Annotated in this window: 23 protein-coding genes; 12 read left to right on the top strand and 11 right to left on the bottom strand. The window is 71.5% G+C overall.

Annotation, left to right across the window (positions count from 1 at the left end):
• Positions 1-28: 28 nt before the first annotated feature.
• Positions 29-457, top strand: coding sequence for a PPOX class F420-dependent oxidoreductase (locus Aut01nite_RS39300; protein ID WP_043528378.1), 429 nt, complete (start codon positions 29-31; stop codon positions 455-457).
• Here Aut01nite_RS39300 and Aut01nite_RS39295 read toward each other — a convergent pair.
• Complete coding sequence (locus tag Aut01nite_RS39295) at positions 418-1,626, bottom strand: barstar family protein (protein ID WP_043528380.1); 1,209 nt, start codon at positions 1,624-1,626, stop codon at positions 418-420. The genes Aut01nite_RS39300 and Aut01nite_RS39295 overlap by 40 nt on opposite strands.
• Before the next feature lie 226 nt (positions 1,627-1,852).
• On the opposite strand from Aut01nite_RS39295, the gene Aut01nite_RS39290 reads away from it, so the two are divergent.
• The 5 genes from Aut01nite_RS39290 (at position 1,853) to Aut01nite_RS39270 (ending at position 8,069) form a co-directional block, all read left to right on the top strand.
• Positions 1,853-4,186: a hypothetical protein gene (locus tag Aut01nite_RS39290; RefSeq protein ID WP_152628892.1), complete on the top strand. Its 2,334-nt coding sequence runs from the start codon at positions 1,853-1,855 to the stop codon at positions 4,184-4,186.
• 94 nt (positions 4,187-4,280) lie between these two features.
• Entirely contained in the window at positions 4,281-5,396 is a 1,116-nt protein-coding gene (gene ald / locus Aut01nite_RS39285; RefSeq protein WP_043528384.1) for an alanine dehydrogenase, read from the top strand.
• Positions 5,393-6,307 carry a site-specific tyrosine recombinase XerD gene (locus Aut01nite_RS39280; protein WP_043528457.1) on the top strand — a complete coding sequence of 305 codons (915 nt, stop codon included), beginning with the start codon at positions 5,393-5,395 and terminating at the stop codon, positions 6,305-6,307. The genes ald and Aut01nite_RS39280 overlap by 4 nt, the downstream gene beginning before the upstream one ends.
• 152 nt (positions 6,308-6,459) lie before the next feature.
• Positions 6,460-7,392, top strand: a complete 933-nt coding sequence (locus Aut01nite_RS39275) for a ParA family protein (RefSeq protein ID WP_043528386.1) — start codon at positions 6,460-6,462, stop codon at positions 7,390-7,392.
• A gap of 11 nt (positions 7,393-7,403) precedes the next feature.
• On the top strand, positions 7,404-8,069 hold the full coding sequence (locus Aut01nite_RS39270; RefSeq protein ID WP_043528388.1) for a zinc metalloprotease: 666 nt from the start codon (positions 7,404-7,406) through the stop codon (positions 8,067-8,069).
• Between the two features lie 475 nt (positions 8,070-8,544).
• Here Aut01nite_RS39270 and Aut01nite_RS39265 read toward each other — a convergent pair whose 3' ends face one another.
• From Aut01nite_RS39265 to glpK (Aut01nite_RS39250), 3 genes are all read right to left on the bottom strand, one after another.
• The gene (locus Aut01nite_RS39265) at positions 8,545-8,847 is read right to left on the bottom strand and encodes a helix-turn-helix domain-containing protein (protein ID WP_152628897.1); all 303 of its coding nucleotides are present in this window, start codon (positions 8,845-8,847) and stop codon (positions 8,545-8,547) included.
• 742 nt (positions 8,848-9,589) lie between these two features.
• Positions 9,590-11,311: a glycerol-3-phosphate dehydrogenase/oxidase gene (locus Aut01nite_RS39255; protein WP_043528460.1), complete on the bottom strand. Its 1,722-nt coding sequence runs from the start codon at positions 11,309-11,311 to the stop codon at positions 9,590-9,592.
• Between the two features lie 19 nt (positions 11,312-11,330).
• Positions 11,331-12,809 (bottom strand): glycerol kinase GlpK, encoded by a 1,479-nt coding sequence (gene glpK, locus Aut01nite_RS39250; protein ID WP_043528391.1) that lies wholly within the window; start codon positions 12,807-12,809, stop codon positions 11,331-11,333.
• Positions 12,810-12,951: 142 nt separating this feature from the next.
• Between glpK (Aut01nite_RS39250) and Aut01nite_RS39245 the strand changes: the two genes are divergently transcribed.
• The 3 genes from Aut01nite_RS39245 to Aut01nite_RS39235 all read left to right on the top strand — a co-directional run bounded on the left by Aut01nite_RS39245 (position 12,952) and on the right by Aut01nite_RS39235 (position 15,554).
• Complete coding sequence (locus tag Aut01nite_RS39245; protein ID WP_043528462.1) at positions 12,952-13,704, top strand: IclR family transcriptional regulator; 753 nt, start codon at positions 12,952-12,954, stop codon at positions 13,702-13,704.
• The gene (glpK, locus tag Aut01nite_RS39240) at positions 13,701-15,167 is read left to right on the top strand and encodes a glycerol kinase GlpK (protein WP_043528393.1); all 1,467 of its coding nucleotides are present in this window, start codon (positions 13,701-13,703) and stop codon (positions 15,165-15,167) included. The genes Aut01nite_RS39245 and glpK (Aut01nite_RS39240) overlap by 4 nt, the downstream gene beginning before the upstream one ends.
• Positions 15,168-15,365: 198 nt before the next feature.
• Positions 15,366-15,554 (top strand): hypothetical protein, encoded by a 189-nt coding sequence (locus Aut01nite_RS39235; RefSeq protein ID WP_043528394.1) that lies wholly within the window; start codon positions 15,366-15,368, stop codon positions 15,552-15,554.
• 100 nt (positions 15,555-15,654) lie between these two features.
• On the opposite strand, the gene Aut01nite_RS39230 is transcribed toward Aut01nite_RS39235, so the two are convergent.
• The gene (locus tag Aut01nite_RS39230) at positions 15,655-16,194 is read right to left on the bottom strand and encodes a GNAT family N-acetyltransferase (RefSeq protein WP_043528396.1); all 540 of its coding nucleotides are present in this window, start codon (positions 16,192-16,194) and stop codon (positions 15,655-15,657) included.
• A 118-nt stretch (positions 16,195-16,312) separates the two neighbouring features.
• On the opposite strand from Aut01nite_RS39230, the gene Aut01nite_RS39225 reads away from it, so the two are divergent.
• From Aut01nite_RS39225 to Aut01nite_RS39215, 3 genes are read left to right on the top strand one after another with little or no spacing between them, the layout of a single operon-like run.
• A complete protein-coding gene (locus Aut01nite_RS39225) occupies positions 16,313-17,302 on the top strand; it encodes a segregation and condensation protein A (RefSeq protein ID WP_052164132.1) in 990 nt (329 codons plus the stop codon).
• Positions 17,299-18,324, top strand: coding sequence for an SMC-Scp complex subunit ScpB (gene scpB / locus Aut01nite_RS39220; RefSeq protein WP_043528398.1), 1,026 nt, complete (start codon positions 17,299-17,301; stop codon positions 18,322-18,324). The genes Aut01nite_RS39225 and scpB overlap by 4 nt, the downstream gene beginning before the upstream one ends.
• The gene (locus Aut01nite_RS39215; RefSeq protein WP_052164112.1) at positions 18,293-19,048 is read left to right on the top strand and encodes a pseudouridine synthase; all 756 of its coding nucleotides are present in this window, start codon (positions 18,293-18,295) and stop codon (positions 19,046-19,048) included. The genes scpB and Aut01nite_RS39215 overlap by 32 nt, the downstream gene beginning before the upstream one ends.
• A 129-nt stretch (positions 19,049-19,177) precedes the next feature.
• Here the strand turns inward: Aut01nite_RS39215 and Aut01nite_RS39210 are convergent, their stop codons facing one another.
• The 6 genes from Aut01nite_RS39210 to Aut01nite_RS39185 form a co-directional block, all read right to left on the bottom strand.
• Entirely contained in the window at positions 19,178-20,167 is a 990-nt protein-coding gene (locus Aut01nite_RS39210) for an ABC transporter substrate-binding protein (RefSeq protein WP_043528401.1), read from the bottom strand.
• Between the two features lie 225 nt (positions 20,168-20,392).
• On the bottom strand, positions 20,393-21,688 hold the full coding sequence (locus tag Aut01nite_RS39205; RefSeq protein WP_043528402.1) for an ABC transporter permease: 1,296 nt from the start codon (positions 21,686-21,688) through the stop codon (positions 20,393-20,395).
• A complete protein-coding gene (locus tag Aut01nite_RS39200; RefSeq protein ID WP_043528404.1) occupies positions 21,685-22,398 on the bottom strand; it encodes an ABC transporter ATP-binding protein in 714 nt (237 codons plus the stop codon). Before Aut01nite_RS39200 ends, Aut01nite_RS39205 begins: the two co-directional genes overlap by 4 nt.
• Positions 22,395-23,393, bottom strand: coding sequence for an efflux RND transporter periplasmic adaptor subunit (locus Aut01nite_RS39195; protein ID WP_236642902.1), 999 nt, complete (start codon positions 23,391-23,393; stop codon positions 22,395-22,397). The genes Aut01nite_RS39200 and Aut01nite_RS39195 overlap by 4 nt, the downstream gene beginning before the upstream one ends.
• 103 nt (positions 23,394-23,496) lie before the next feature.
• On the bottom strand, positions 23,497-23,733 hold the full coding sequence (locus tag Aut01nite_RS39190) for a hypothetical protein (RefSeq protein ID WP_043528407.1): 237 nt from the start codon (positions 23,731-23,733) through the stop codon (positions 23,497-23,499).
• A gap of 173 nt (positions 23,734-23,906) precedes the next feature.
• On the bottom strand, positions 23,907-26,171 hold the full coding sequence (locus Aut01nite_RS39185; RefSeq protein WP_236642903.1) for a putative bifunctional diguanylate cyclase/phosphodiesterase: 2,265 nt from the start codon (positions 26,169-26,171) through the stop codon (positions 23,907-23,909).

Below are 26,171 nucleotides of genomic sequence, written 5' to 3'. Positions count from 1 at the left end.
TTCAGGTTGAGGTTGCAGGGTCGGGGTCATGACCTTCACCACGACCGAGATCGATTACCTCGCCGGGCAGCGGCTCGGCCGGCTCGCCACCGTGCAGCCGGACGGCACGCTGCAGAACAGCCCGGTGGGATTCACCTACAACGCGGAGACCTCGACGATCGACATCACCGGCTGGCGGATGGCGGCGAGCCGCAAGTTCCGCAACGTCGCCGACAACGGGCGGGTGGCGTTCGTCGTCGACGACCTGCCGTCGGTCAGCCCGTGGCGGGTGCGCTGCCTGGAGATCCGCGGCCGGGCCGAGGCGATCGACGGCCCCGAGCCGCTGATCCGGATCCATCCGGAACGGATCATCGCGTTCGGCCTGGACGAGGACCGCGAGGGGCACCAGCTCACCGTGCACCGGCGCGACGTCGGCGGTCAGCGCAGTTCGACGTCCACACCCGAGTCGGCGAGGTAGCCGATCAGGTCGTCCATGGTCACGGCCGGCGTCCACCAGCGCCGGTCGTAACCGGGCACCAGATGCGCCCGGGCCACCTCGGCGTCGTGCCAGACCAGCCGGAAACCGGGGGCCGCGCCCCAGCCGCCGTTGGCACAGTCGTGCAGCGCGCCCAGGTTCCAGCCGAAGTAGCCGCCGGGGCCGTTGACCGCCTCGCCGATCGCGCAGAAGAACCCCTCCACGTCGGTGACGTGCCGCCCGGCCAGGTGGTACGTGGCGCCGGACGGCCGGTCGGCGCGCTGCTCGTGGTGGGCCAGGGCGACACCGGCCCACTCGTGGCGCAGGTCGGCGTCGTACTCGGCCCACTCGCCGATCACGTCGGGGCGGCCGGCCCGCCAGCGGTGCCACACGGTGCGCGCGCCGGCCGGGCGGGGTCCGCCGATCGCGTCGCCGTACGTCGGCTCGAACGTCACATCGACCAGGCCGTCACCGAGACGTGAGGCACGCACCTCGGCCACCTCGGCGCCCAGCGCCGCGCCCACCATGCCGACCGCCGTGCCGTCCCGGTCCACGCTGAAGATCGACGCCTGCACCCACCGGCGCCGCCGGGCCCCGCCGCGGGCCAGCGCGTCCAGGGCGCGCTGCAGCGGCGGCTCGGGCCGGCAGCCGAGCAGGGTGGCGCCGCGCGGCGGTGGCGCCGGCCGGGTCCGGAAGACCCCGTCCACGTCCCGGCAGACCCCGAGATCCTCCTCGCCGCGGCCGGTCACGCCGACCAGCCGGTACCCGTCGGAGTCCGGCGCACGGTCGGCGCCACGAGCGAACCGGGCCAGCTCCTCGATCCGCAGCCGGCCCTCCAGGGTCACGTCCAGCAGCCGGGGCCCGAGCACCGACGGCCGTGCCGACAGCACCGTGATGTCCAGCAGCTCCTCGGCGCAGTGCCAGCAGTGCGGCGGGTGTTTCGAGTGCGGCGGGTGGATCGCGTCCAGGCCGACGTTGCCGAGCCAGCCGGGGCCGCGTCCGTCGCACGCGTCCCGGAGCCGCCCGGCCGGTTCGCAGCCGAGCAGGCTGTACCGCTCGACCGGCGGCTGCGGCGGATCGACGAAGAGGCCGTCGACTTCGGAGCAGGCGGCGATCACGAGTTCACCGTCGTCGGTGTTCTGGTCCACCAGAAGCCAGGGAAAGCCGCTCATCGGGTGGAACCGTACAGGCCGGACCGGCCGGCGCGGGATACCGGTACACGAACCGGTAACTTCTCGCAGCTCAATGCGTTTCTGCCGGATCGGTGCCGCCTTCCGGCCGAAAGGCTGAGATTCACGTCATAGCGAGTCCCTGACCTGTAGGGTCGCGGCTTTTCCCATCGACTGGTGTGAGTGACGGGTACGTGCCGGTAACGAAATTCTGGTTACGTTCCACGGCGTGACTGCATTGACTTCCATGGAGGACCTGGAGTCCCCACCCCACTCACCGGCCCGTCGGACCCTCGTGTCCCTGGCGCTGCGGGCACTGCCCTGGGTGCTCGTCGCCGCCTTCCTGCTCGCCACGCTGGAGTGGGTCGGCACACCGAGCAGGGCCCTCCTCCGGTACGGCGTCTACTGGGTGGCCGCGGTCGTGGTGCCCGGTGTGCTGGTCTTCCGTGCGCTGCGCGGCAGCCGCGGGAACCTGCCCGAGGACGCCGGCTTCGGCGCCGTCACCGGCATCGCGGTGAATCTGGCCGGCTGGGCCCTGGCGGTCGGCACCGGTCTCGGCGACTACCTGTGGGTGTGGCCGCTGCTGGTGATCGCCGTCTTCGTCGCCGTTCCGGGACTGCGCCGGCACTGGCGGATCGCCGAGCCGCAGCCGCTGCCGCTGATCTGGTCCTGGCTGATCGCCGCGATCATGGTGCTCTCGATCGTGATGATCGCCGCTTGGGAATGGGGGCCCAACCCGCTGCCGCCGGTGACCCACACCCTCTTCGGTGACATCCACTACCACTGGGCGAACGCCGCGGAGCTGCGCCGCACCATCCTGCCGCAGCAGCCGCAGATGGCCGGTGAACCGCTCAAGTACCACTGGTTCTCCGACGCGTACCGGGCCTCGGCCAGCATGATCAGCGGCGTCGGGATCCCCGTCGTCATGCTGCGGCTGTGGACCGGGCCCGTGGTCCTCACCTCGGTCCTGGTGATCGCGGCGCTCGCCCGCCAGGCCGGCCGCGTCTGGTGGACCGGGCCGGTGGCCGCGTTCGTCGCCGTCGCCCTGCCGGTCGCGTCGATCTGGCCGCGGTTCGGCAGCTACCCGGTCACCATCGAGCCCTGGTACAGCCCCACCCTGACCTTCTCCATCCCGTTCGTCGCGGCGGTCGCGGCGCTGCTGATCGACGTCGCCCGAGGCGAGAGGATCGGCCGCGGGGGCTGGATCCTCGGCGGGCTGCTTCTCCTGGTCGCCACCTGCAGCAAGTCCAGTTCGCTGCCGGTCCTGCTGGGCGGCCTGATGCTGGCGTCCGCCGCGACCTGGTGGATCCGCCGCCGCCGGCCGGACGTCCTGCTCGCCGCCACCGCCGGGACCCTGCTGGTGCTGGCGGTCACCGCGCCGTTCCTGGCCGGTGGCGGCTCCGGCGCCGGCATCCAGATCGGCGCCACGTTCAGCTTCAAGGGCGAGTTCCTCGCCGTGGCCGGCCGGGACACGATCCCCGGCACCGGCGGGCTCTTCCCGACCCAGCTGGCGGCGGTGCCCTGGTCCGAGCGGATGATCCTGCCGGCGGTGGCCGTCTGCTTCATGATCAGCCAGCTCAGCCGACTCCTCGGCCTCTTCGGCCTGCTGCGCCGGGACCTCCGCGCCGACCCGGCGGCCTGGCTGCTGGCCGGCATGGTGCTCGCCGGATGGGCCGGCACCCTGCTGATCAACCACACCGCGAACGGCCAGCTCTACTTCGCGTACTCGGCCATCCCGGCGAGCGCCGCGCTGACCGCCTGGCTGCTCGCCGCGCTCGCCCCGGCCCGCCGGACCGCTGTCGTGGTGCTGTCCGGCCTGGTGCTCGGCGGGATCGTCGGCGCGCTGATCTGGCGGTTCGGGCCCGGCAACCTGCCGTTCGGCGACTACTGGCGATCCAACCTGGGCGGCCCGCTCCTGATCCTCGCCGCGGTGATCGCCGTCGGGGCCGTCCTCTGGCGCCTCGGCCGGATGCGCTGGAAGGGCCTGGCCGGCGCCGGCCTGGCGGTCCTGGTCGCGTTCGGCATCGGGCTGGGCGTGAACACCACGGTCCGGTTGATGAACGGTACCGCCCAGTCCGTCGCGGACGGCAAGCTGCCGGCGCGGAAGGGGGCGAAGCAGCAGTTCTGGGTGACCTCCGCCGAGATGAAGGCCGCCGCCTGGCTCGCCCGGAACGCGCCCACCGAGGACATCGTCGCCACCAACGTGCACTGCGAGATGGTGCGCACCGACGACAAGTGCATCAACCGGTCGTTCTGGGTGTCGGCGCACACCGAGCACGCGGTCCTGCTGGAAGGCTGGGCGTACCAGCCGGCGACGCAGTCGAGGCACGGCGACGACGGGCTGCCGTACTACCGGCAGCCGTCGCCCGATCCGGAGCGCCGGCGGCTCAACGACGAGGCCTTCTCCGCGCCGACCGCGGCCGGCCTGGCCGAGCTGCGGGATCGGTACGGCGTCCGCTGGCTCTACGCCGTGAACCGGGCCAGCAAGATCGCCCCGGAGCTCGACCAGCTCGCCACGGTGCGCTTCCGGGCCACCTCGGTGACCGTTTTCGAACTGCGCTGACCCACGCCCCGCAGATCCCCCGGCGGCTCGCCCGCCGGGGGATCGCGATCCGTGAACCGGGAAAGATCACCAGCTCAGGGGTACTCTCCGGCGTATGAAGGTCGGGATTCCCACCGAGGTCAAGAACAACGAGCACCGGGTGGCGATCACCCCGTCCGGTGTCTACGAGTTCACCCGCCACGGTCATCAGGTGTTCGTCCAGTCCGGAGCCGGAACGGGGTCGTCGATAACCGACGGTGACTACCGGACGGCCGGAGCGACGATCCTGCCGGACGCCGACGACGTCTGGGCCGCGGGCGAGCTCATCCTCAAGGTCAAGGAGCCGGTCCCGGAGGAGCACCACCGGCTGCGGCCCGGCCAGGTGCTCTTCACCTACCTGCATCTGGCCGCGTCCAAGGAGTGCACGGACGCGCTGCTGGAGCGCAAGGTGACCGGGATCGCCTACGAGACGGTCGAACTGCCGGACCGGTCACTGCCGCTGCTCGCCCCGATGTCCGAGGTGGCCGGGCGGCTCGCTCCGCAGGTCGGGGCGTACCACCTGATGCGCCAGGGCGGCGGGCGCGGGGTGCTGATGGGCGGTGTCCCCGGGGTGTACGCGGCCAAGGTCGTCGTGATCGGCGCCGGGGTGTCCGGGCTGAACGCGGCGGCGATCGCGCTCGGCATGCAGGCCGAGGTGCTGTTGCTGGACAAGAACGTGGCCCGGCTGCGGGCGGTGGACGCCGACTATCGCGGCCACGTGCAGACGATCGCGTCGAACGCGTACGAGATCGAGAAGGCCGTCCTCGACGCCGACCTGGTGATCGGCGCGGTCCTGGTGCCCGGGGCGAAGGCGCCGACCCTGATCGCCCACGACCTGGTGGCCCGGATGAAACCGGGCAGCGTGCTCGTCGACATCTCGATCGACCAGGGCGGCTGCTTCGAGGACTCCCGGCCGACCACCCACGACGACCCGACGTACCGGGTGCACGAGTCGTTGTTCTACTGCGTCGCCAACATGCCCGGCGCGGTGCCGAACACCAGCACCTACGCGCTCACCAACGTGACCCTGCCGTACGCTCTCGAACTGGCCGCCCTCGGCTGGCGCGGCGCCATGCGGGCCGACCCGGCGCTCGCGGCGGGCCTCAACACGTTCGACGGCGACGTCGTCTACGGCCCGGTCGCCGAGGCGCACGGGATGCGGCCGAGACCCCTGACGGAGGTGCTGCTCTGAGCCCGGACCGCGCGATCAGGAGCTACCTCGACCATCTGAGCGTGGAACGCGGCCTCTCCCGCAACACGCTCGCCTCCTACCGCCGCGACCTGGAGCGGTACGCCGAACGGCTGGCCGCCGCCGGTATCACCGGCCTCGGCGAGGTGCGCGAGGCGGACGTCAGCGGGCATCTGGCCGCCCTGCGCGAGGAGGGTCTGGCGGCGGCGTCGGCCGCGCGGGCCATGTCGGCGGTCCGCGGCCTGCACCGGTTTGCGGTCCGGGAGCGGTTGATCCCGCACGACGTGGCTTCCGGGGTACGGCTACCCGCCCCGCCGAAACGCCTGCCCAAGGCCCTCGACGTGGAGCAGGTGGAACGGCTGCTCGGGGTCCCGGACGCGGACTCGCCGCTCGGCCTCCGCGACCGGGCGCTGCTGGAGTTCCTGTACGGCACCGGCGCCCGGATCTCCGAGGCGGTCGGCGCCGACATCGACGACCTCGAACTGGACGAGGAACCCGCGGTGGTCCTGCGGGGCAAGGGCGGGAAGACGCGGCTGGTCCCGGTCGGCGGTTACGCACGGGCCGCGGTGCGGGCCTATCTGGTACGGGCCCGGCCCTCGCTCGCCGCGCAGGGCCGGGGCACGCCCGCCGTGTTCCTCAACGCCCGCGGCGGCCGGCTGTCCCGGCAGAGCGCCTGGACCGCCCTGCACCGCTGCGCCGTGGCCGTGGGCCTGCCCGTCGACGGGCCGTACGCGGTCAGCCCGCACACGCTGCGTCACTCCTACGCGACGCATCTGCTCGACGGGGGAGCGGACGTGCGGGTGGTGCAAGAACTGCTGGGACACGCCTCGGTCACCACGACGCAGGTGTATACCCTGGTGACCGTCGAACGCCTCCGAGAGGTGTACGCGACCGCACACCCGCGCGCTCGTTAGACGTTAGGGACGCGTAGGTGCGACACGCCGAATGACTGACCCCGGCGTGGCGGCGCGTGTGGCGTACAGTCGGGCATCGACTGTGCTAGCCCCGCGGCGGAGAAGTGAATGCCAATCGGGTTCAAGACACTGGTCGGAAGGGGGCGAGGGCGATGTCAGGGAACGGCGAGCGTGCGGAGGCCTGGACTTCCACGCTCCGAGCACAGCAGAACTCCCTGGACCTCGGCGCCGATCTGGGTCCCGCCGACCCCACGGCATACACGATGCGCCGCCCGATCCCCGAGCCGATGCCGAAGGACAAGCACGGCCCGGCCCGCATCATCGCCCTGGCGAACCAGAAGGGTGGCGTCGGTAAGACGACGACCACCATCAACCTCGGTGCCGCCCTCGCGGAGTACGGGCAGAAGGTCCTCCTCGTCGACTTCGACCCGCAGGGCGCCTGCTCCGTCGGCCTCGGGGTGAACCCGCACAACCTCGACCTGAGCGTCTACAACCTGCTCATGCAGGACGACGTCGCCACCGAGGACGTCATCATCAAGACCGATGTCGCCGGCCTGCACCTGCTGCCCGCCAACATCGACCTCTCCGCCGCCGAGATCCAGCTGGTCAACGAGGTCGCCCGGGAGATGGCGCTGGCCCGGGCCCTGCGCTCGGTCCGTAAGGAGTACGACTTCATCCTGATCGACTGCCAGCCCTCCCTGGGCCTGCTGGCGATCAACGCGCTCACCATCGCGCACGGCGTGCTCATCCCCCTGGAGTGTGAGTTCTTCTCCCTCCGTGGTGTGGCGCTGCTGCTGGACACCATCGACAAGGTGCGCGAGCGGCTCAACTTCGACCTCGAGCTCGAGGGCATCCTCGCGACGATGTACGACTCCCGCACCACCCACTGCCGCCAGGTGCTGCAGCGTGTGGTGGAGGCCTTCGGTGACAAGGTCTACCAGACGGTCATCACCAAGACGGTCAAGTTCCCCGAGTCGACCGTCGCCGGCGCTCCGATCACTACGCTGGATCCGGCGTCCTCCGGCGCCCGCAACTACCGGCAGCTCGCTCGCGAGGTCATCGCCTCCCAGACAGAACGGGACTAGGTCCACAACCCGTGCTCTTCGCACTCGGCGAGCCGGTGGCGTTCGTCGCCCTGGTCGTCGCCTTCCTGCTCGGCCTCGCGCTGCGCGCCGTCGCCATGCGCTTCACCGCGCGCGTCGTCGGCCTGGGCGAAAGCCGCGGACCGCTGCGCGCGCGCGAGGAGATCGACCCGTTCGGTGCGGTCTGCGCCGCCATCGGCGGCACCGGCTGGGGCCGCCAGGTCACCGTCGACGAGGTGCCGCGCTGGAAGGGCCGGGGCCGCGCCGCCGCCGTCTTCGCCGCCGGCCCGGTCGCCTGCATCCTGGCCGGCGAGCTGATCATCGCCGGTTACGCCCTCGCCTTCTCCGGTGACTGGCTCGCCATGCTCAGCCCCGGCGTGATCCTGCGCGGCTACCTCCCGCTGCCCTACGCCGAACAGGCGGTCCTGTCCCTGGGCACCGGCCTGCTGGGTTTCGGCCTGCTCGCCCTGATCCCGATCCCGCCACTGGACGGTTTCGGCATCCTGTGGCACGCGCTGCGCCGCCCGGGCCCGTCGATGGCCTGGCTGCGCCTGTGGTTCGAGGACAAGAACATCGGTGCGCTGATCCTGCTGATCGCCGCCTTCTTTCCGCTGGGCTACCCGCTCCTCCTGCACATCGTCGACGTCCTGGGCACCCTCTTCCTCCGCATCTGGGCCTGACCCGCGGCTGTCTGGACCGCGTCTGGGCCCGACCCGCGGCTGTCTGACCCGCGTCTGGGCCCGACCCGTAGCGGTCCGACTCGTGGCGGCGCGTCTTGCGTCTGGGTCTGACCTGAGGCGGTCTGCCTCGTGGCGGCGCGTCTTGCGTCTGGGTCTGACCTGAGGCGGCCTGACTCGTGGCGGCGCGTCTTGCGTCTGGGCTTGACCCGTGACGGTCTGCCTCGTGGCGGCCCGTCCCGCGTCTGGGTCTGACCTGAGGCGGCCTGACTCGTGGCGGCCCGTCTTGCATCTGGGCTTGACCCGTGACGGTCTGCCTCGTGGCGGCCCGTCCCGCGTCTGGGTCTGACCCGCGACGGCCTGACTCGTCGCGGCCCGTCCCGGCGCCCGAGCCGCCGGTGGGGGAGTGCGGGGCGGAAACGGCGAACGGCCTCTCTCCGGGAGGAGAAAGACCGTATGGCGGTGATGCCTGCCGGGGTCAGCCGGCCTGGGCAGGACGTTGACCTTGTAGTTTCCGGTTCTGCTCGAGGGCCTCCTCAAGCTGGTCCTCGAGGATGATGATGCGGCACGCCGCTTCCAGGGGGGTGCCCTGGTCCACCATCTCCCGGGCCCGTGCGGCGAGGCGCAACTGGTAACGGGAGTAGCGGCGGTGGCCGCCCGCCGAGCGGAACGGTTTGATCAGCTTTGCTTCGTCGAGCCGGCGCAAGAAGTCCTGCGAGGCGCCCGTGATCTCCGCGGCGCGGCCCATCGTGTAGGCGGGATAGTCGTCGTCTCCGAACATGTCGTCGGCTTGGGCCACTTACACCTCCATGACGAGGGCCCCGGCGCAAACGCGCCGGGGCCCAGGGTAGTGGGTCAAGAACACCATCTGCCAGCAGGTTCGCTGGTTTTCGTATCCGCGCGAACCGTCATCGACGGCGCTGGGCGCGGGGATCGCATAAGCGTGACCGGAGACCACCTCTCAATCGATGGAAACTGCGGTGTCCGCCCGCCAGAGCTGTCGAAACGATCTGGCCGCGGGCGATCCAACGGTGCTTTGCCCTCCCTTTTCTCTTCTTTCGATACTTCCTGTTGCGGTGTCACGACCCGCCGATGCCGGAGCCCCACGCGACTTCATGGCCCCACGCATGTGCGACGAGCTGCCCTGACCTGGAGTTACGTCAGGGTCTTGAAAAACTACCTCTCACTCAAACCACTGGAGCGGTCACGTTGGTCGTGAGCCGCTGAGCCGAGCGAGCCACGAACGATCCGGGCCCTGCTTGACGCTCGGTCTCTCGTCTGCGTCTTCGGTAGATCTTTTCTTTCGACAGGAGAAACACTAATCCCACCCGAAGAGAATGTCTAGCACCGTGAGCCTAGATTTTCTCAACCGCCGACCGCCGACCGCCGACCGCCGACCGCCGACCGCCGACCGCCGACCGTTGGCCGTTGGCCGTTGGCCGCCGGCCGTTGGCGGTTGCCCGTCGCCCGTTGGCGGTTGCCCGTCGCCCGTTGGCGGTTGCCCGTCGCCCGTTGGCGGTTGCTCAGACCGTGGAGACCACCGGACGGACGGCCGGGACGCCACGGAGCACCGCGTCGGCGGAGGTGTCGTCGGGCTGGGTCTGCGCGGCGAGTTCGGCGACGACGCGGGACTCGTAGGCGGCGGCCTCTCGGTCGGCGTCCGCGTCGGACCAGCCCAGGGCGGGCGCGATCAGGCCGGCGGCGGCGCGGGCCGCGGTGACGCCGCGGTCGGTGGTCTCGAAGGCGATCCGGGTACGGCGGGAGAGGACGTCGTCGAGGTGGCGGGCGCCCTCGTGGGTGACCGAGTAGAGGATCTCGGCGCGCAGGTGGCCGGGTGCGCCGTCGAGCGGCAGGCCCAGCGACGGGTCCGCCTCGATCAGGCCGAGCACCTCGTCGAGCAGGGTGCCGTAGCGGTGCAGGAGGTTTTCGATCCGGGTGACGGTCAGGCCGGAGCGGCGGGCCAGGGCGGCCCGGCGGTTCCAGGCGGCGCGGTAGCCGTCCGCGCCGAGCAGCGGGACCTGGTCGGTGCAGGACTGCGGGACACGGGCCGCGAGCTCCCGGACGGCGGCGTCGACGGCGTCCTTCGCCATCACCCGGTAGGTGGTGTACTTGCCGCCGGCGACGACGATCATGCCGGGGACCGGGTTGCCGACGGCGTGCTCGCGGGACAGCTTGGCGGTGCTGGACGCCTCGGCCGACAGCAGCGGGCGCAGCCCGGCGTAGACGCCCTGCACGTCGTCGCGGGTCAGTGGGGTGGCCAGGGCCTTGTTGACCTCGTCGAGCAGGTAGTCGACGTCCTTGCCGGACGCGGCCGGGTCGGACTTGTCCAGGTCCCATTTCGTGTCGGTGGTTCCGATGATCCAGTGTTGGTCCCACGGGATGACGAAGAGCACGCTGGTGGCCGTACGCAGGATCATGCCGGTGTGGCCGGCGATCCGGGCCCGCGGCACCACCAGATGGATCCCCTTGCTCGCGGTGATCCGGAACTCGCCGCGCTCGCCGGTGAGCAGGGCCTGGCTGTCGCCGGTCCACACGCCCGTCGCGTTGATCACGGTGCGGGCGCGGATCTCCAGTTCGGCGCCGGTCGCCAGGTCCCGGGCGCGGACGCCGACGACCCGGCGGCCCTCCCGGAGGAAGCCGATCACCTCGGTACGGGAGGCGACGTGCGCCCCGTGCGCCGCCGCGGTCCGGACCAGGAACATGGTGTGCCGGGCGTCGTCGACCTGCGCGTCGTAGTAGCGGATCGCGCCGACCAAGGTCTCCGGGCGCAGCGACGGGAACGCCTTGAGCGCCTCGACCCGGCTCAGATGCCGGTGCACGGGCACGCCCGCCCCGCCGCCGGAGAGCGCGAGGACGTCGTAGAGCGCGATGCCGGCGCCGATGTAGAACCGCTCCCACGCGCGCTTCTGCAGCGGGTAGAGGAACGGCACCGGGCGGACCAGGTGCGGGGCGAGCTTCTGGATCAGCAGGCCACGTTCCCGCAGTGCCTCCCGGACCAGGCTGAAGTCGAGCATCTCCAGGTAGCGCAGGCCGCCGTGGATGAGCTTGCTGGATCGGCTGGAGGTGCCGCTGGCGAAGTCGCGGGCCTCCAGGAGGCCGACGGAGAGGCCGCGGGTGGCGGCGTCCAGCGCCGAGCCGGCCCCGACCACTCCGGCGCCGACGACCAGCACGTCCAGTTCCTCGCCGGACGACATGGTTTCCAGGGCCCGGGTGCGGGCCTGCGGTGAGATCACTCCGGTGTTCATCATGGTCCTTCCGTCAGAGTCAGCCGACGCTGACCCAGTCGAGGGTGCGGTCGATGGCCGCTCTCCAGCGGGTGATGCCTTCGGTACGCCGGGCCGCCGACCAGGACGGCTGCCAGCGCCGGTCCTCGTGCCGGTTGGCGCGCAGATCGTCCAGGGAGTCCCAGAACCCGACGGCGAGCCCGGCCGCGTAGGCGGCGCCGAGCGCGGTGGTCTCGGCGACGGCGGGCCTGCTGACCGGCACGCCGAGGATGTCGGCCTGCAACTGCATGCACAGCGCGTTCGCGGTGACCCCGCCGTCCACCTGGAGGCAGTCCAGCACCGTGCCGGAGTCCTGGGCCATCGCCTCGACCACGTCCCGGGTCTGGTGGCAGATCGCCTCCAGCGCGGCCCGGGTGATGTGGGCGGAGGTGTGGAAGCGGGACAGACCGACGATGGCGGCGCGGGCGTCCGGGCGCCAGTAGGGTGCGAACAGGCCGGAGAAGGCCGGGACGAAGCAGACGCCGGCGCTGTCCTCGACCTGCCCGGCCAGGATCTCGCTGTCGCCCGCGGTGTCCAGGACGCCGAGCTGGTCACGCAGCCACTGGATCGCGGACCCGCAGGCGGCGATCGAGCCCTCCAGGGCGAACACCGGTCTCTCGGCGCCGAACCGGTAGCCGACCGTGGTGATCAGGCCGTGCGACGACCGTACCGGTGTGGTCCCGGTGTTCATCAGCAGGAACCCGCCGGTGCCGTACGTGCACTTGGCCTCGCCCGGCTCGAAGCAGGTCTGCCCGAACAGGGCGGCCTGCTGATCGCCGATGGCCGCCGCGATCGGCACCCCGGGCAGCACCGTCTCGGCGGTCCCGTAGACCTCGGCGGACGAGCGGATCTCCGGCAGCATCGCCCGGGGGATCCGGAACATCGCCAGCAGCTCGGGCGACCAGTCCAGAGAGGACAGGTCCATCAGCATGGTACGGCTGGCGTTCGTCACGTCGGTCAGATGGCGGCCGCCGGTCAGGTTCCAGATCAGCCACGAGTCGATCGTCCCGAACAGGATCTCCCCGTTCTCCGCGCGTGCCCGCAGCCCGTCGACCTCGTCGAGCAGCCACTGGATCTTCGTGGCCGAGAAGTAGGTGGCGGGCGGCAGTCCCGTCCGGCTCCGCACCAGGTCCGCGTCGATGTCGTGGAGCAGGTAGTCGGTGCGGGTGTCCTGCCAGACGATCGCCGGCGCGACCGGGGCCCCCGTGGACCGGTCCCACAGGACGACCGTCTCCCGCTGGTTGGTGATGCCGATCGCGGCCAGGTCGGCCGGGGCCAGGCCGGTGTCGGCGAGCGCCACCCCGATGGTCTTGAGGGTGTTCTCCCAGATCTCCATCGGGTCGTGCTCGACCCAGCCGGAGCGCGGCTGGATCTGGCGGTGTTCGAGCTGGTGCCGGCCGATCTCCGTACCGGACCGGTCGAAGATCATGAACCGCGTGCTGGTGGTGCCCTGATCGATCGCGCCGACGTACCGCGCCACAAGTCCTCCCTGTTGACCCCGGCTGGTCGTCAGTGCTGTCTCAGCGGCGCTGAGACAGCACTGACGACCAGCCGGATCGGTGACCGTGACGGTATGAACGGAACTGGAGTGCGGCAACGGCCTGCGTGCGACAATGTCGCACGTGCCGGGGATGATCCAGTCGATCGAACGGTCGTCGGCCGTGTTGCGGCTGCTCGCCGCCGATCCGGACCGGCTGCGGGTCAAGGAGGTCGCCGACGCGCTCGGCCTGCCCAAGTCCACCGCGCACAGCATCCTGCGGACCCTGGAGCACGTCGGTTTCGTCGAGCAGGACCCGCGCACCGCCCGGTACCGGATCGGGCGCGGGCTGCTCGACCTCGGGACGGCCGGGATCGACGCCAACGAGCTGCGCGGGCGGGCCCTCAACTGGGCCGACACCCTGGCGGCGCGCAGCGGCGAGGAGGTACGCCTCGGCGTGCTCCGTGACGGCCTGGTCCTCGTCGTGCACCACGTCTTCCGGCCGGACGACTCGGCACAGGATCTGGACACCGGGGTACGCCTGCCCGCGCACGCCACCGCCCTCGGCAAGGTGCTGCTCGCCTACTCGGCGACGGCGGCCGCGCCGGCGGGTGGGCTGGACGCGTACACCCGAAGGACCGTGACCGCCCGCGAACCGCTCGCCGTCGAGCTCGCCGCGATCCGCGCCCGTGGCTGGGGGCTGTCGGCCGAGGAGTGGCGCCCCGGCCTCGCCGGAATCGCCGCGCCGGTCCGCACCTCCGGTGGCCTGGTCGTCGGCGCCATCGGCATCGCCGGCCCGGTGGAACGCCTCACCGACACCCGCCGGCAGGCCCGGCCGGCGCTGGTGGAGCAGGTCGTCGCCGCGGCCCGGTCGATCTCCCGGGAGGTCCAGTCGTGAGTTACGTGCTGGCGATCGACCAGGGGACCACGTCGACCAGGTGCATCCTGTTCGACCGGCGGGCGACGGTGGTGTCGGTGGTGCGCGCCGAGCACCCGCAGTCCTATCCGCGGCCGGGCTGGGTGGAGCACGACGCGGCCCGGATCTGGCGGGACGTGCGGCGGCTGATGGTCAAGGCACTGCGGGCGGCGGAGGTGGAGCCGGCGCAGGTGGCGGCGATCGGGATCGCGAGCCAGCGGGAGACGACGGTCCTGTGGGATCGTGCGACAGGCGTCCCGGTGGCACCCGCGATCGTCTGGCAGGACACCCGAGTGGACGCCTCCACCATAGATCCGGATCTCCTGAAGAGCCGGACCGGACTGCCGCCGGCCACGTACTTCTCCGCACTCAAGATCCAATGGCTCCTCAACCACACGCCGGGGCTGCGGGAACGCGCCGAACGCGGCGAGGTCCTGTTCGGCACCATGGACTCCTGGCTGATCTGGAACCTGACCGGCGGCCGCCATCTCACCGACGTGACGAACGCCAGCCGCACCATGCTGATGAATCTGTCGGATCTGGAGTGGGATCCCGATCTGCTCCGGACGTTTCGCATACCGCGGGCCATGCTGCCGGAGATCCGGTCCTCGTCCGAGGTGTACGGGACCGCCGAGACGGTGCTGCCCGGGGTGCCCATCGCGGCGGCCATCGGCGATCAGCAGGCCGCCCTGTTCGGGCAGACCTGCTTCGAGCCGGGCGAGGCCAAGTGCACGTACGGCACCGGCGGGTTCCTGCTGATGAACACCGGGACCACACCGGTACGGTCGTCGCACGGCCTGATCACCACGGTCGGCTACCGGATCGGGTCGGAGAGACCGGTGTACGCGCTGGAGGGCTCCATCGCGATCGCCGGCTCGCTGGTGCAGTGGGTCCGCGACGGCCTCGGCCTGATCGGCACCGCCTCGGAGATCGAGACCCTGGCCGGGACGGTACGCGACAACGGCGGCTGCTACATCGTTCCGGCGTTCTCCGGCCTGTTCGCGCCCTACTGGCACAGCGAGGCGCGCGGGGTCATCGTCGGCCTGACCTCGTACATCACCAAGGGGCACCTGGCCCGCGCGGTGCTGGAGGCGACCGGCTGGCAGACCCGGGACGTGGTGGACGCCATGAACGCCGACTCCGGCCTGGCGCTGACCGCCCTCAACGTCGACGGCGGGATGACCGCCGACAACCTGCTGATGCAGATCGTCGCCGACTTCCTCCAGGTCCCGGTGGTCCGGCCGATGGTCGCCGAGACGGTGTCGCTGGGCGCCGCGTACGCGGCCGGCCTGGCCGTCGATTACTGGTCGGATCTGCGGGACCTGCGCGCCAACCGGCACCGGGCCGGCAGTTGGAAACCGGCCCTGGACTCCGGGCGGCGCGCCACCGAGTACGCCGACTGGCGCCGCGCCGTCGAATGCGCCGTGCTGTTCAGCCGCCCCTGAGCGTCCTCACTGGCCGGCCGGAAGTGTCCCCGAGGCGGCGATTGCGCGCTCTGCCGAGCGCTGGCCGCATCGGGCGGGAGACAGGATGGTGAACATCTCACTTCGGTCTCGCCAACCCCGGATTTCCCCTCAGCGTCTACAGTCGCGTCCACACGCGCGCCGGCCGGGTCGCGTGAAGCGACGCGAAAGGAAGCCGACATGGCGAAGACCAAGGAAGGCGTCAAGGTGAAGGCCGCGGACGTCAAGGTCAAGGCCGCCAAGAAGGACGCCAAGAAGACGGTCAAGGCCGAGACCGCCCCGGCCGCGGTGAAGAAGGCGAAGAAGGTCGTCGCCGACGTCACCCCGGTCAAGGTGGAGAAGAAGTCCAAGAAGAGCAAGAAGAAGTGATCCGCCGGGCCGTCGCGCTCGCGGCGCGGCGGCCCGTTTCACCGCCGCAGTCTGACGCGGCCGCAGTCTCACACGGCCGCAGTCTCACACGACCGCACTTTCACGGGGCCGTAGGTTCACGCGCGGTCGTGAACAGCTCGAGAGTCGTGTTGTAGTAGCGGCCGGTCTGTCCGGCATGGCGCATCCCGAGCCGCCGGCACACCGCCTGCGAAGCGGTGTTCTCCGGCCGCGTCACGGCCAGCACCGGGTCGATGCCGGACCGGGCGGCGTACGCCAGGACCGCGTTCGCGGCCTCGGTCGCGTACCCCCTACCCCAGGCCTTCGGGTGCAGATGCCAGCCGATCTCGGTCTCCTCGGCCGGTGTCAGCCGCTCCCCGGACGCGAGCAGCGGAATCAGCAGCGCGGTCCCGAGCAGATGCCCGGTCGACCGGTCCTGGATCGCCCAGATCGTGTGCACGTCGTCCTGCCGCGACCGCCAACGGCTCAGCGTCGCCACCGCGTCGTCGTGACCCTCCAGCGCGCGCGGCTCCGGGCCCAGGTAACGCGCCACCTCCCAGCGCGAGTACATGTCGAGGAGGAAGTCGATGTCCTTCTCCTCCCACTCACGCAGAAGCAGCCGAGGCGAGATCAATGACCGCATCGCCGCAGCGTAACGGGAGACTGCGAGAAACGTAATCGGCCGGTGACCGGCTTACCGAGCAACCCCGCACGGATTGTGACGTTGGTAGGGAGTGCGCTCGGAGCAACTCGTCACAGGCATGGTCTACGGTCGGCACGTGCCTGAAGAGGAGCATGATGCCGCCGCGCTCGTCCCGGCGGAGGCGGAGACCAGTGGATTCACCGTCCGGCTGGACAATTTCACCGGCCCGTTCGACCTGCTGCTGCAGCTCATCGGCAAGCACAAGCTCGACGTCACCGAGATCGCGCTGCACCAGGTCACCGACGACTTCATCGCCTACATCCGGGCCATGGGCGACGACTGGGACCTCGGTGAGACCAGCGAGTTCCTGCTGGTCGCGGCGACCCTGCTGGACCTCAAGGCGGCCCGGCTGCTGCCCGCCGCCGAGGTCGAGGACGAGGAGGACCTGGCCCTCCTGGAGGCGCGCGACCTGCTGTTCGCCCGGCTGCTGCAGTACAAGGCGTACAAGGAGGCCGCCGCGCACATCGCGGAGCTCGAGGCCGACGGGGCGCGTCGCTGGCCGCGGATGGTCTCCCTCGAGCCGAGGTACGCCGATGCGCTCCCCGAGCTGGTCCTCGGCGTGGGCCCGGAACGGCTGCTGAAACTCGCGCTCAAGAGCTTCCTGCCCAAACCCGGCCCGCCGCAGGTGTCGATCGCCCACATCCACCAGGTGCGGGTCAGTGTCCGGGAGCACGCGAACCTGCTGCGCGACCGGTTGCGCCGGGCCGGCACCGCCACGTTCAGCCTGCTGGTCGCCGACTGCGACAACACCCTCGAGGTGGTGGCACGGTTCCTGGCGCTGCTGGAGCTGTACCGGGAGGGGCTGATCGACTTCGAGCAGCCGGTGTCGCTGGACGAACTGGTGGTCCGCTGGATCGGCGGGGACGGCGACGTCGAGCTCGAGGTGGACGACTACGAGGGCAGCAAACCGGAGCCGGACGGCGCGGATGCCGCCGGTTCGGACGATCCTGCGGCGGCGCGGCTTGACTCGCCGGGCCCGGATGGCGATCTTGACACGGGTGACCCGGCCCCGGGAGGCGGGCCAGCGGCCCTGGAGGAGAGATCGTGAGCAGCGAGGAACGTCCCGAGTCGCTGGCCGCGCAGGCGGCCTCGTGGGTGCCGCCGTGGGAACGGCGCCGGGAACCCGACCGGGCCTTCCAGGAAGCCGCCGTGGAGGCGCCCGCGGATCCGGCGGCGGATGAGGACCCGGCGCCCGTGGCGGCCCAGGTGCACACGCCGGACCCGGACCCGGCGGTGGATGAGGTTGCGGCGTCCGTGTACACGCCCGAGCCGGACCCGGGCCCGGACCCGGCGGCGGATGAGGTTGCGGCACCCGTGCACACGCCCGAGCCGGGCCCGGACCCGGCGGCGGGTGACGTTACGGCACCCGTGGACACGCCCGAGCCGGACGCGGACCCGGACCCGGCGGTGGGTGAGGTTGCGGCACCCATGGTGGCGGAGGTCCACACGCCGGCCGCGGTTCCGGCGCAGCCGCGGCGGGTTCGGCAGAAGCCGGAGCCGGTCACGCCCGCTCCGGCGCCGATGGGCGACGCGGAACTCGCCGCGGCGCTCGAGTCGATCATGCTGGTGGTCGACGAGCCGACCGGCGAGCTACAGCTGGCCCAGGTCCTGGAGCAGCCGGTGGAGCGGATCGCGCGGGCGCTGGAGAACATCTCGGCGCGGTACACCGCGGCCGGGCACGGCATCGACCTGCGGCGGGTGGCCGGCGGGTGGCGGCTCTACACTCGTCCGGAGTACGCGGCGTACGTCGAGCGCTTCGTTCTGGACGGCCAGTCGGTGCGGCTCACCCAGGCCGCCCTGGAGACACTCGCCGTGGTCGCCTACAAACAGCCGGTGACCCGATCGCGCATCTCGGCCATCCGCGGTGTGAACTGTGACGGGGTCATGCGTACGCTGGTCACTCGCGGCCTGATCGAGGAGTGCGGCACCGAGCCGGAGACCGGGGCACACCTGTACCGGACGACGCCGTTGTTCCTCGAGAAGCTCGGCCTCAACACGGTCGGCCAGCTGCCGCCGCTCGCTCCGTTTTTGCCCGACGATGTGGAAGAAGTGCTCGATGCCTCAGGCTGACACCGCCGAACGCCTCCAGAAAGTCCTGGCGGCGGCCGGTGTTGGATCCCGCCGCGCCTGCGAAGATCTGATCTTCCGGCGGCGCGTCACCGTCAACGGCCGGGTCGCCAAACTCGGCGACAAGGTCGACCCCGCCACCGCGGAGATCCACGTCGACGGGCAGCGGGTGATCACCAACACCAAGCTCGTCTACGTGGCGCTGAACAAGCCGCGCGGCGTCGTCTCCAGCCTCGACGACGAGAAGGGCCGCACCGAGCTGGCCGACTTCCTCGGGGCCAACTTCGAGCAGCGGCTGTTCCACGTGGGCCGGCTCGACGCCGACTCCGAGGGGCTGCTGCTGTTCACCAACGACGGCGGGCTGGCGCACAAGCTGATGCACCCGTCGTACGAGATCAACAAGACCTACCTGGCCGAGGTGGTCGGGCCGCTGCCGCGTACCGTCGGCCGGGCCCTGCAGAAGGGCGTCGAGCTGGAGGACGGCCCGGCCAAGGTGGACTCGTTCCGCCTGGTCGACGCGATCGGCAAGACCGCGCAGGTGGAGATCGTCCTGCACGAGGGCCGCAAGCACATCGTCCGCCGGATGATGGACGCGGTGGGGCATCCGGTCACCCGGCTGATCCGGACGGCGGTGGGCCCGATCCGCCTCGGCGACCTGCGGCCCGGTGGTTTCCGCCACCTGTCGCCGGCCGAGGTCGCCGCACTCTTCAAGGCCGTCGGCGACTGATTCGCCGGCCGCCGCGCGCCGGCCGCGGTTGATCCGCCGGCCGCCGCGCGCCGGCCACGGTTGATCCGCCGGCCGCCGTTCGCCGGCGGCCTGTTCGGGACGGGACGGAACGGTGTGGACCGGCCGCGATCAGTACTCGCGGCCGGCCTCCAGCGCCGGCGCCGCCGAGATCTTGTTGAAGACGTTCTTGTCGGACGTGATGCGTTTCTTGACCTCGCCGCCGAAGAACAGGTCGACGACGACGCTCATCAGGTCCTCGCCGATCAGCGGGCTGCACTCGACGACGTAGTTCAGCTTGCCGGCCACCAGTCCCTCCAGGCCGGCCCGGGTGGCGTCGACGGTGACGATCTTGATGTCGGTGCCGGGCTTCAGCCCCTCGGCGGCGAGCACCTCGGCCGCGCCGAGGCCCATGTCGTCGTTCTGCGCGAACACCGCGTCGATCTTGCGGGTGCGGCGTAGCACCTTGCGGATGGCGGCCTCGCCCCCGGCCTTGGTCCAGTCGCCGGACTCACTGGCGATGATCTTGATTCTGCCGGTCCGTTTCGCGGTCGCCGCGAAACCCTCGGAGCGCTGTTTGGTCGGTGTCGCGCCGATCGCGCCGAGCAGCTCGACGACATTGATCGAGCCCTTCCCGCCCTGCTCCTCGTCGTAGTCGTTCTCCAGGTAGAGGGCGGCCAGGTTGCCCTCGGCGACGAACTCGGCCCCGATCGAGCTGACGTAGAGCGAGGGGTCGGAGTCGATCAGCCGGTCGGTGAGGATCACCGGGATGCCGGCGTCCCGGGCCCGCCGCAGCACGTCGTCGTAGCCCTTCTCGACCACCGGGGAGAAGGAGATCGCGGTCACCTTCGCGTCGATGAACGACTGGATGTGCTCGAGCTGCTTCTTCGGATCGCCCGCGGCGTCCTCGAAGAGCAGCTTCACGCGGTTGCGCTCGGCCGCCTTCTTGATCGACTTGGTGTTGGCGAGCCGCCAGCCGCCCTCCGCGCCCACCTGGGAGAAGCCGAGGACGATCGGGCCACTGGGCCGGGTCCGTGGCCCGGCGCTCTCGGAGTCGCCGCAGCCGGCCAGCATCGAGCCCAGGCCCACGGCGCCCAGGGTCACGAAAGAACGTCTATGCATCAGCCGACCCCCGTCAGCGGTTCGATCGAAATGATCATTCCGGAACGGTCGTTGACGATAACAATCGCGGAGACCCTGATCCACCCCGCTGAGGGAATTGGCGACACTGATTGGTTACCGGTTGGTTGATATCTTTTCCGGCATTGGCCGCAATCGCTACCCCGATATCGGGTGCAACCCGGGCATCGGCGACGGCTGATCAGCCGTCGCCGATGCCCGGGGCGGTCAGGCCCGCATCACCGTGGCGATCGGGATCCCCGCCGCGCGCAGGGCCGGGACGATGCCGCCGAGGATGCCGGCGATCAGGCCGGCGATGATCCCGGCGACCCCGGCGTCCCACGGGAACGCCAGGCCCTGCAGGAACGGCTCCGAGTCGCCGAACAGGGTGACCAGCAGTTTCAGGCCGCCGACACTGGCCCCGATGGCCAGGGCCGCGGTGAGCATGCCGGTGATCAGCGTCTCGGCGAGGACGATGCCGGCCAGCAGGGCGCGGGGCGTGCCGACGGCCCGGCGCAGCGCGAACTCCTCCACCCGCTCGCCCACCGTGGCCAGGCCGACGTTCAGGATGCCGGCGACGCCGATCAGCAGCACCAGCCCGGCCATCGCCAGGAAGATCATCCGGAGCATGGCCAGCTCCTTCTCCTGGTCCTTGCGGGAGTTGATCAGCTCGGTGTACGTCTCGACGTTCACGGCCTTGAGCTTCGACGCCAGCACCTGCTCGACCGGTGTCTCCGCGTCCAGCAGCACCTGCACCTCGCCGAAGGACGGATCGATCAGCTTCGTGGTCGGCACCCAGTGGCTCAGCTCGTCCACCCGGACGTAGGCCCGCGGCCGGGAGTCGCCGTCGTCGACCACCCCGACGAACCGCGGCGTCAGGTTGGCCGAGGCGCCGGCGACGCGCATCTCGGCGGGCACCCGGTGCGTCGTGAAGCCCTTGGCGGCCTCCTTGTTCAGCACCAGGCTCGGGGCCAGCGCCGGCATCGTGGTGAAGTCGAGCCATCGGCCGGAGACGGGCCGGTACGGCCGGAACTTCCGGACGTCGCCGGTGACCGCGGTGAGGCGTACCTCGATGGCCTGACCCTCCGGGCCCGACTCCTGCGCGGTCTGCTCCCGGCAGTTGCCGACCGCGTCGCAGACCATCGGCGCGCTGTGACCCCAGGAGCCGTCGAACGGCGCGGCGTCCGGGTTGACCGGCCGGACACCGGGCTCACCGATGATCGCCTGCATGCCGACCAGCGCCATCGCGTCCTGCCGGCCCTTGACCGTGTCCAGGATGATCGGCCCGACCTGCGGCGAGGCGCCGCCCAGGCCCATCGTCTTGGTGCCGTCCAGACCGACGGCGAGTTCCAGGTTGGCCAGCTGGGCGCGTTCGGCGATGCTGGCGCCGGCCTGCACGATGACCACGGCGAGCACGCCGAGGAACAGGCTCACCATGGACAGCAGCGTCCGGGTCTTGCGGGCCCGGATGCCCTGGATCCCGATGATGAAAGCGGACCGGAACCGTCCCGAGAAGCGGATCACCGCCGGCCTCCCTGTCCGGCCGGCGCACCGGCCTGCTCGGTCAGCACACCGGCGTCGAGGTGCATGACCCGGCCCATCCGGGCGGCGTGGTCCCGGTCGTGGGTGACCAGGATCAGCGCGCACCCACGGTCGGTCACCGCGGACAGCGCGTCGATCACCAGGGTGCCGGTCTCGGTGTCCAGGGCGCCGGTCGGTTCGTCGGCCAGCAGGATCCTCGGCTGGCGGACCAGGGCGCGGGCGATCGCCACCCGCTGCTGCTCGCCGCCGGACATCCGGGTCGGCCGGTTCTTCGCCAGGTGGGCGATGCCGACCTCGTCCAGCGCCGCCATGACCTTGGCCCGGCGCTGCCGGCGGGGCAGCCAGCCCTGGCCGTTGACCAGTGCCATCGCCACGTTCTGCGCCGCGGTCAGGTGCTTGAGCAGGAAGAACCGCTGGAACACGAAACCGAAGTGCGAGCTGCGCAGCTTCGCCGCCCGGCGTTCCGGCAGGCGGCTGATATCGTCCCCGGACAGCGTGTAGCTGCCGTGGTCGGGGCGGTCGAACAGGCCCAGCACGCTGAGCAGGGTGCTCTTGCCGGAACCGGACCGGCCGACGATGGCGATGCTCTCGCCGGCGTGCACGTCCAGGTTCACGCCGTCGAGGATGGTGCGGGGCTGCTGCTGGCCCTTCAGAACCTTGGTGATGCCGGAGAGCTGGATCAGGGCCGTCACCCGGTCACCTCGGTCGGCGCCGCGGTCGGCAGGTTCGGCCCGGGCACCGCGATGGTCTCGTTGCCGACCAGGCCCTTCTTGATCTCGACGACCTTGCCGTCCGAGATGCCGAGCTCCACGTCGATCGTCTTGCGGCGCTTGTCCTGGCCGATGACCAGGTCGACCTTGCCCCGGCCCTGCAGCCCGGCGACCGCCTCCACCGGCAGCACCAGGGCGTTCGCAGCCCGGCCGGTGATCACGTCGAGGGTCACGTCGGAACCGTTGATCAGCCTGATCTGCTCGGGGGCGGCACAGACCAGCCGCAGTCCGGTCGGCTCCGAGCCGTCGCCGCCCTGGCTGCCCGCATCACCGGCGCCGGGGTCCGTCGGGACGGGCGCGGGCGCGCCCGAGGCGCCGGCGGCCGGCGTGGTCGCGGCGGCGGTGGGCTGCGGCTCGGGCAGCGTGCCGGCCGGCAGCGCCGCGATGGTGCCGATCGGCTCGCACGCGAACGGGCCCGGCCCGTTCTTGATCTGCGCCTTGACCGACTCGACCGAGCCGGAGATCCGGTACGCCTGGGCGCTGTCGATGTCGGCAACGATGCCGTAGCCGACCTGCCGGGCCGACACCACCGGCATGCCCTTGGACACCGGCGACCGGTCCGCCATCAGCCGTCCCGCCAGAACCGAGCCGATCGGGATCTCCACCCGGCGGGCGATGCCGTTCTCGTCCCACACCGACGCGACCCAGGTGCGCCGTTCGACCGGGCGGGTGCTCGGCTTCCGGCTCACGTAGCGGATCTCGCCGGCGGCCGGGGCGACGATCCCGAAGAGCGGGTTGATGGTCACCTTGCCGGACAGGCTGATCTGGTTGGTCAGATCCTGACGGGCGGGCTGCACGGTGGTGAGAACGGTGCCCCGGGCTTCGAGATCCGGCGTCTGCGCGGTCTCGCCCTCCGACGTACAGCCACTCAGGACCACCGTGACAGCGACGACCGCCACACCCATACGTCTCTTCACTCGGTTCCCGCCTCCGCTTAAGTCGGACATACCGGCATCGAGATCGATGCACGTGTGCCGGCGGGACGGAACGGTACCGGATGGTCGCAACCTCGCGACAGTCTCAGGCTCGGTAGCCGTGGGCCTCCAGGACGGTCAGCAGCCGACGGTCCCAGGCGGCCTCGTCGTCGTCGGGCCAGCGGTGGCCGGACGGGCACTGCCAGTGCGGCGGCCGGGTGGGCATGGCGCAACCGCCGAGGGCCAGGTCACCGCTCTCCGCGGCCTGCCGGGCCGCGGGGACCGGGAGCCCGAAGATCAGCGGGATCCCGGCGGCCCCGCAGTCGGGACACGTACTGATCATGTCCGCACCGTACCCGCGGGGGCGGGGTCCACACCCCGGCCGTGACGAGCAGCCGGAACCGACCGCTCACGCCCGCAGCCCGCGCTGCGGTCCGGCGCCGCGCGGACGTCGCGCGGGGGAGCGGGGACGGCTCACGCTGGGCGGGGCGGCTCACGGCGTACCGCTGAAGGTCTTCAGGAGAGCAGGACGGGCGCGGCGAGCATGGCATCGATGTCGGCGGCCGGGACCGGGCGGGCGAAGAAGTAGCCCTGGGCGTAGCGGTAACCGAGGGCGTGCAGGCGTTCGGCCTGGTCCCGGGTCTCCACGCCCTCGGCGACCGCGCGCAGCCCGAGGGTCGCCGCGATGGTGCTCAGCGACGAGGCGATGGCCTCCTGCTCGGCGGTGCCGTTCACGTCGTCGATGAACGACTTGTCCACCTTGAGCGTGGTGACCGGGCAGGTACGCAGCAGGGTGAGCGAGCTGTGCCCGGTGCCGAAGTCGTCGAGGGCCAGGCCGACACCGAGTTCGCGCAGCTCACGCACGGTGTCCAGGGCCGCGCCGCCGGCGAAGACCGCGGTCTCGGTGATCTCGATGGTGATCCGGTCCGGGGTCAGCCCGTGCCGGTGCAGCGCCTCGGCGACCGTCCCGGGCAGGTCCGGGTCGAGCAGTTGCCGGGCCGAGACGTTGATGTTGACGCGCGGGCCGTTCGCGCCGTGCCGGAGCTGCCAGGAGGCCGCGTCGGCGCAGGCCGCGTCGATGATCCAGGCGCCCAGGTCGAGGATCAGGCCGCTGTGCTCGGCCACCGGGATGAACTCGGCCGGCGAGACCACCGGCTGGTCGGCGGGCTGCCAGCGGACCAGCGCCTCCACGCCGGTCAGCACGCCGCCGGGCAGTTCCACGATCGGCTGGTAGAGCAGCCGGAACTCGCCGTGGTCCAGGCCGCGGCGCAGGGCGGCGGCCAGTTCGGCGTGGTGCGCGGCGGTGGCGTCCAGGGCGGTGCTGTGCTCGCGGGCCCGGTCGGCCCCGGTGTACTTGGCGGCCTGCAACGCCACCTCGGCGCGGCGCAGCAGGTCCGGGACGGCCTCGCCGCCGCCGGTGGCGACACCCGCCGTGACCGTCACCAGCAGATCCCGGGAGTCCACCCGCAGCGGCGAGCGGAACGCGGCGACCAGCTTCTCGGCCAGCCCTGGGACGGCGCCGGGCGCCAGCACGCCGAACTCGTCGCCGAGCAGCCGGGCCACCACCGCGCCGTCGCCGGCGACCGCGCCGGCCCGCTCGGCGGCGGCCCGCAGCAGCGCGTCCCCGGCCTCGTCGCCGAGCCGGTCGTTGAGCGCGGCGAACCCGTCCAGGTCACAGACCGCGACCGTGCTGAGGTCGGTCCGGCGGGCCAGGGCGGCGGTGAAGAACCGCCGGTTCGGCAGGCCGGTCAGATCGTCGTGGTGGGCCTGATCGTCCAGGCGGTCGAGCAGGGTGGAGTTGTCCAGCAGCGCCATGAACTGCCGGGTCACCACCAGCACCGTCATCACCACCGAACCGCCCGCCAGACCGGGGGACAGGAAGCCGGTGTCCAGGGTGACGCCGAGCATCATGGCGGTGGTGACGGCGACGGCCGCGTACGGCACGGCACTGATCTTGCGCCACGCGCGCCGGCGCCCGGTCCCGGTGGCCAGCGGCTGGACCCGCGGCGCGGCGGGCGGAGCCAGATTGGCGCGGGTCTGCAGCCAGACGGCGAGACCGATCAGGACGCCGGTCACGGGCAGGACCACGACGGTGGGGTACAGATGCGGCCACTGCCGCAGGAACGGGCCCGCCACCCAGGAGGCGGGCGGGAGCAGGCCGATCGGCGCGAGTGCCCAGAGCGGGCCGCGCAGCAGCCGGCCGGTGCCGGTGACACCGACCTTGACCAGGGCCACCACCGCGGCGCCGCAGGTGGCGAGCACGATCACCAGCATCAACGCGGTCAGCACCCGGCCGGACTCGGGGACCGAGCTGGTCCCGAGCAGATGACTGACGACGAGGGCGACGGCGACCGCCACGATTCCGGTGTCCAGCAACGGGCCGACGTTCGCGCGCCAGCCACGGCGCCGGTTCGGCAGGCGCACCAGCGCTATCCCGGCGAGCAGCACGGCCACCACATAGCAACCGGCGGCCAGTTGGTACAGCGTCACCGACGCCGCGGGGAGCGCGACGCCCCCGGCCTGGCTGACCGTCCCGGCGGTGAGCACGCCGGTGGCCACGGTCAGGCGGCGCCAGAACGCGCGGACCGGCCCGGCGCCGGTGGCGGCCGCCGTCCGGCAGGCCAGCGCCGTGGTTCCGGCCGCGGCCACCGTGATCGGCCACAGCAGCCACGGCGGCACCGGCCGGTAGATCCCGGCGAACCCGAGCACGACGGTGATCGCAAGCCAGCACACCGCGAGGATCAGGAGCGCGGCCGCCGTACGCGGGGAGGGTCTCGTCAC

Origin of the sequence: Actinoplanes utahensis (assembly GCF_016862455.1) — a bacterium.
Taxonomy (GTDB): Bacteria; Actinomycetota; Actinomycetes; order Mycobacteriales; family Micromonosporaceae; genus Actinoplanes; species Actinoplanes utahensis.
Note: the sequence above shows the minus strand (reverse complement) of the source record. Positions and strands in the feature narration are given on the sequence as shown.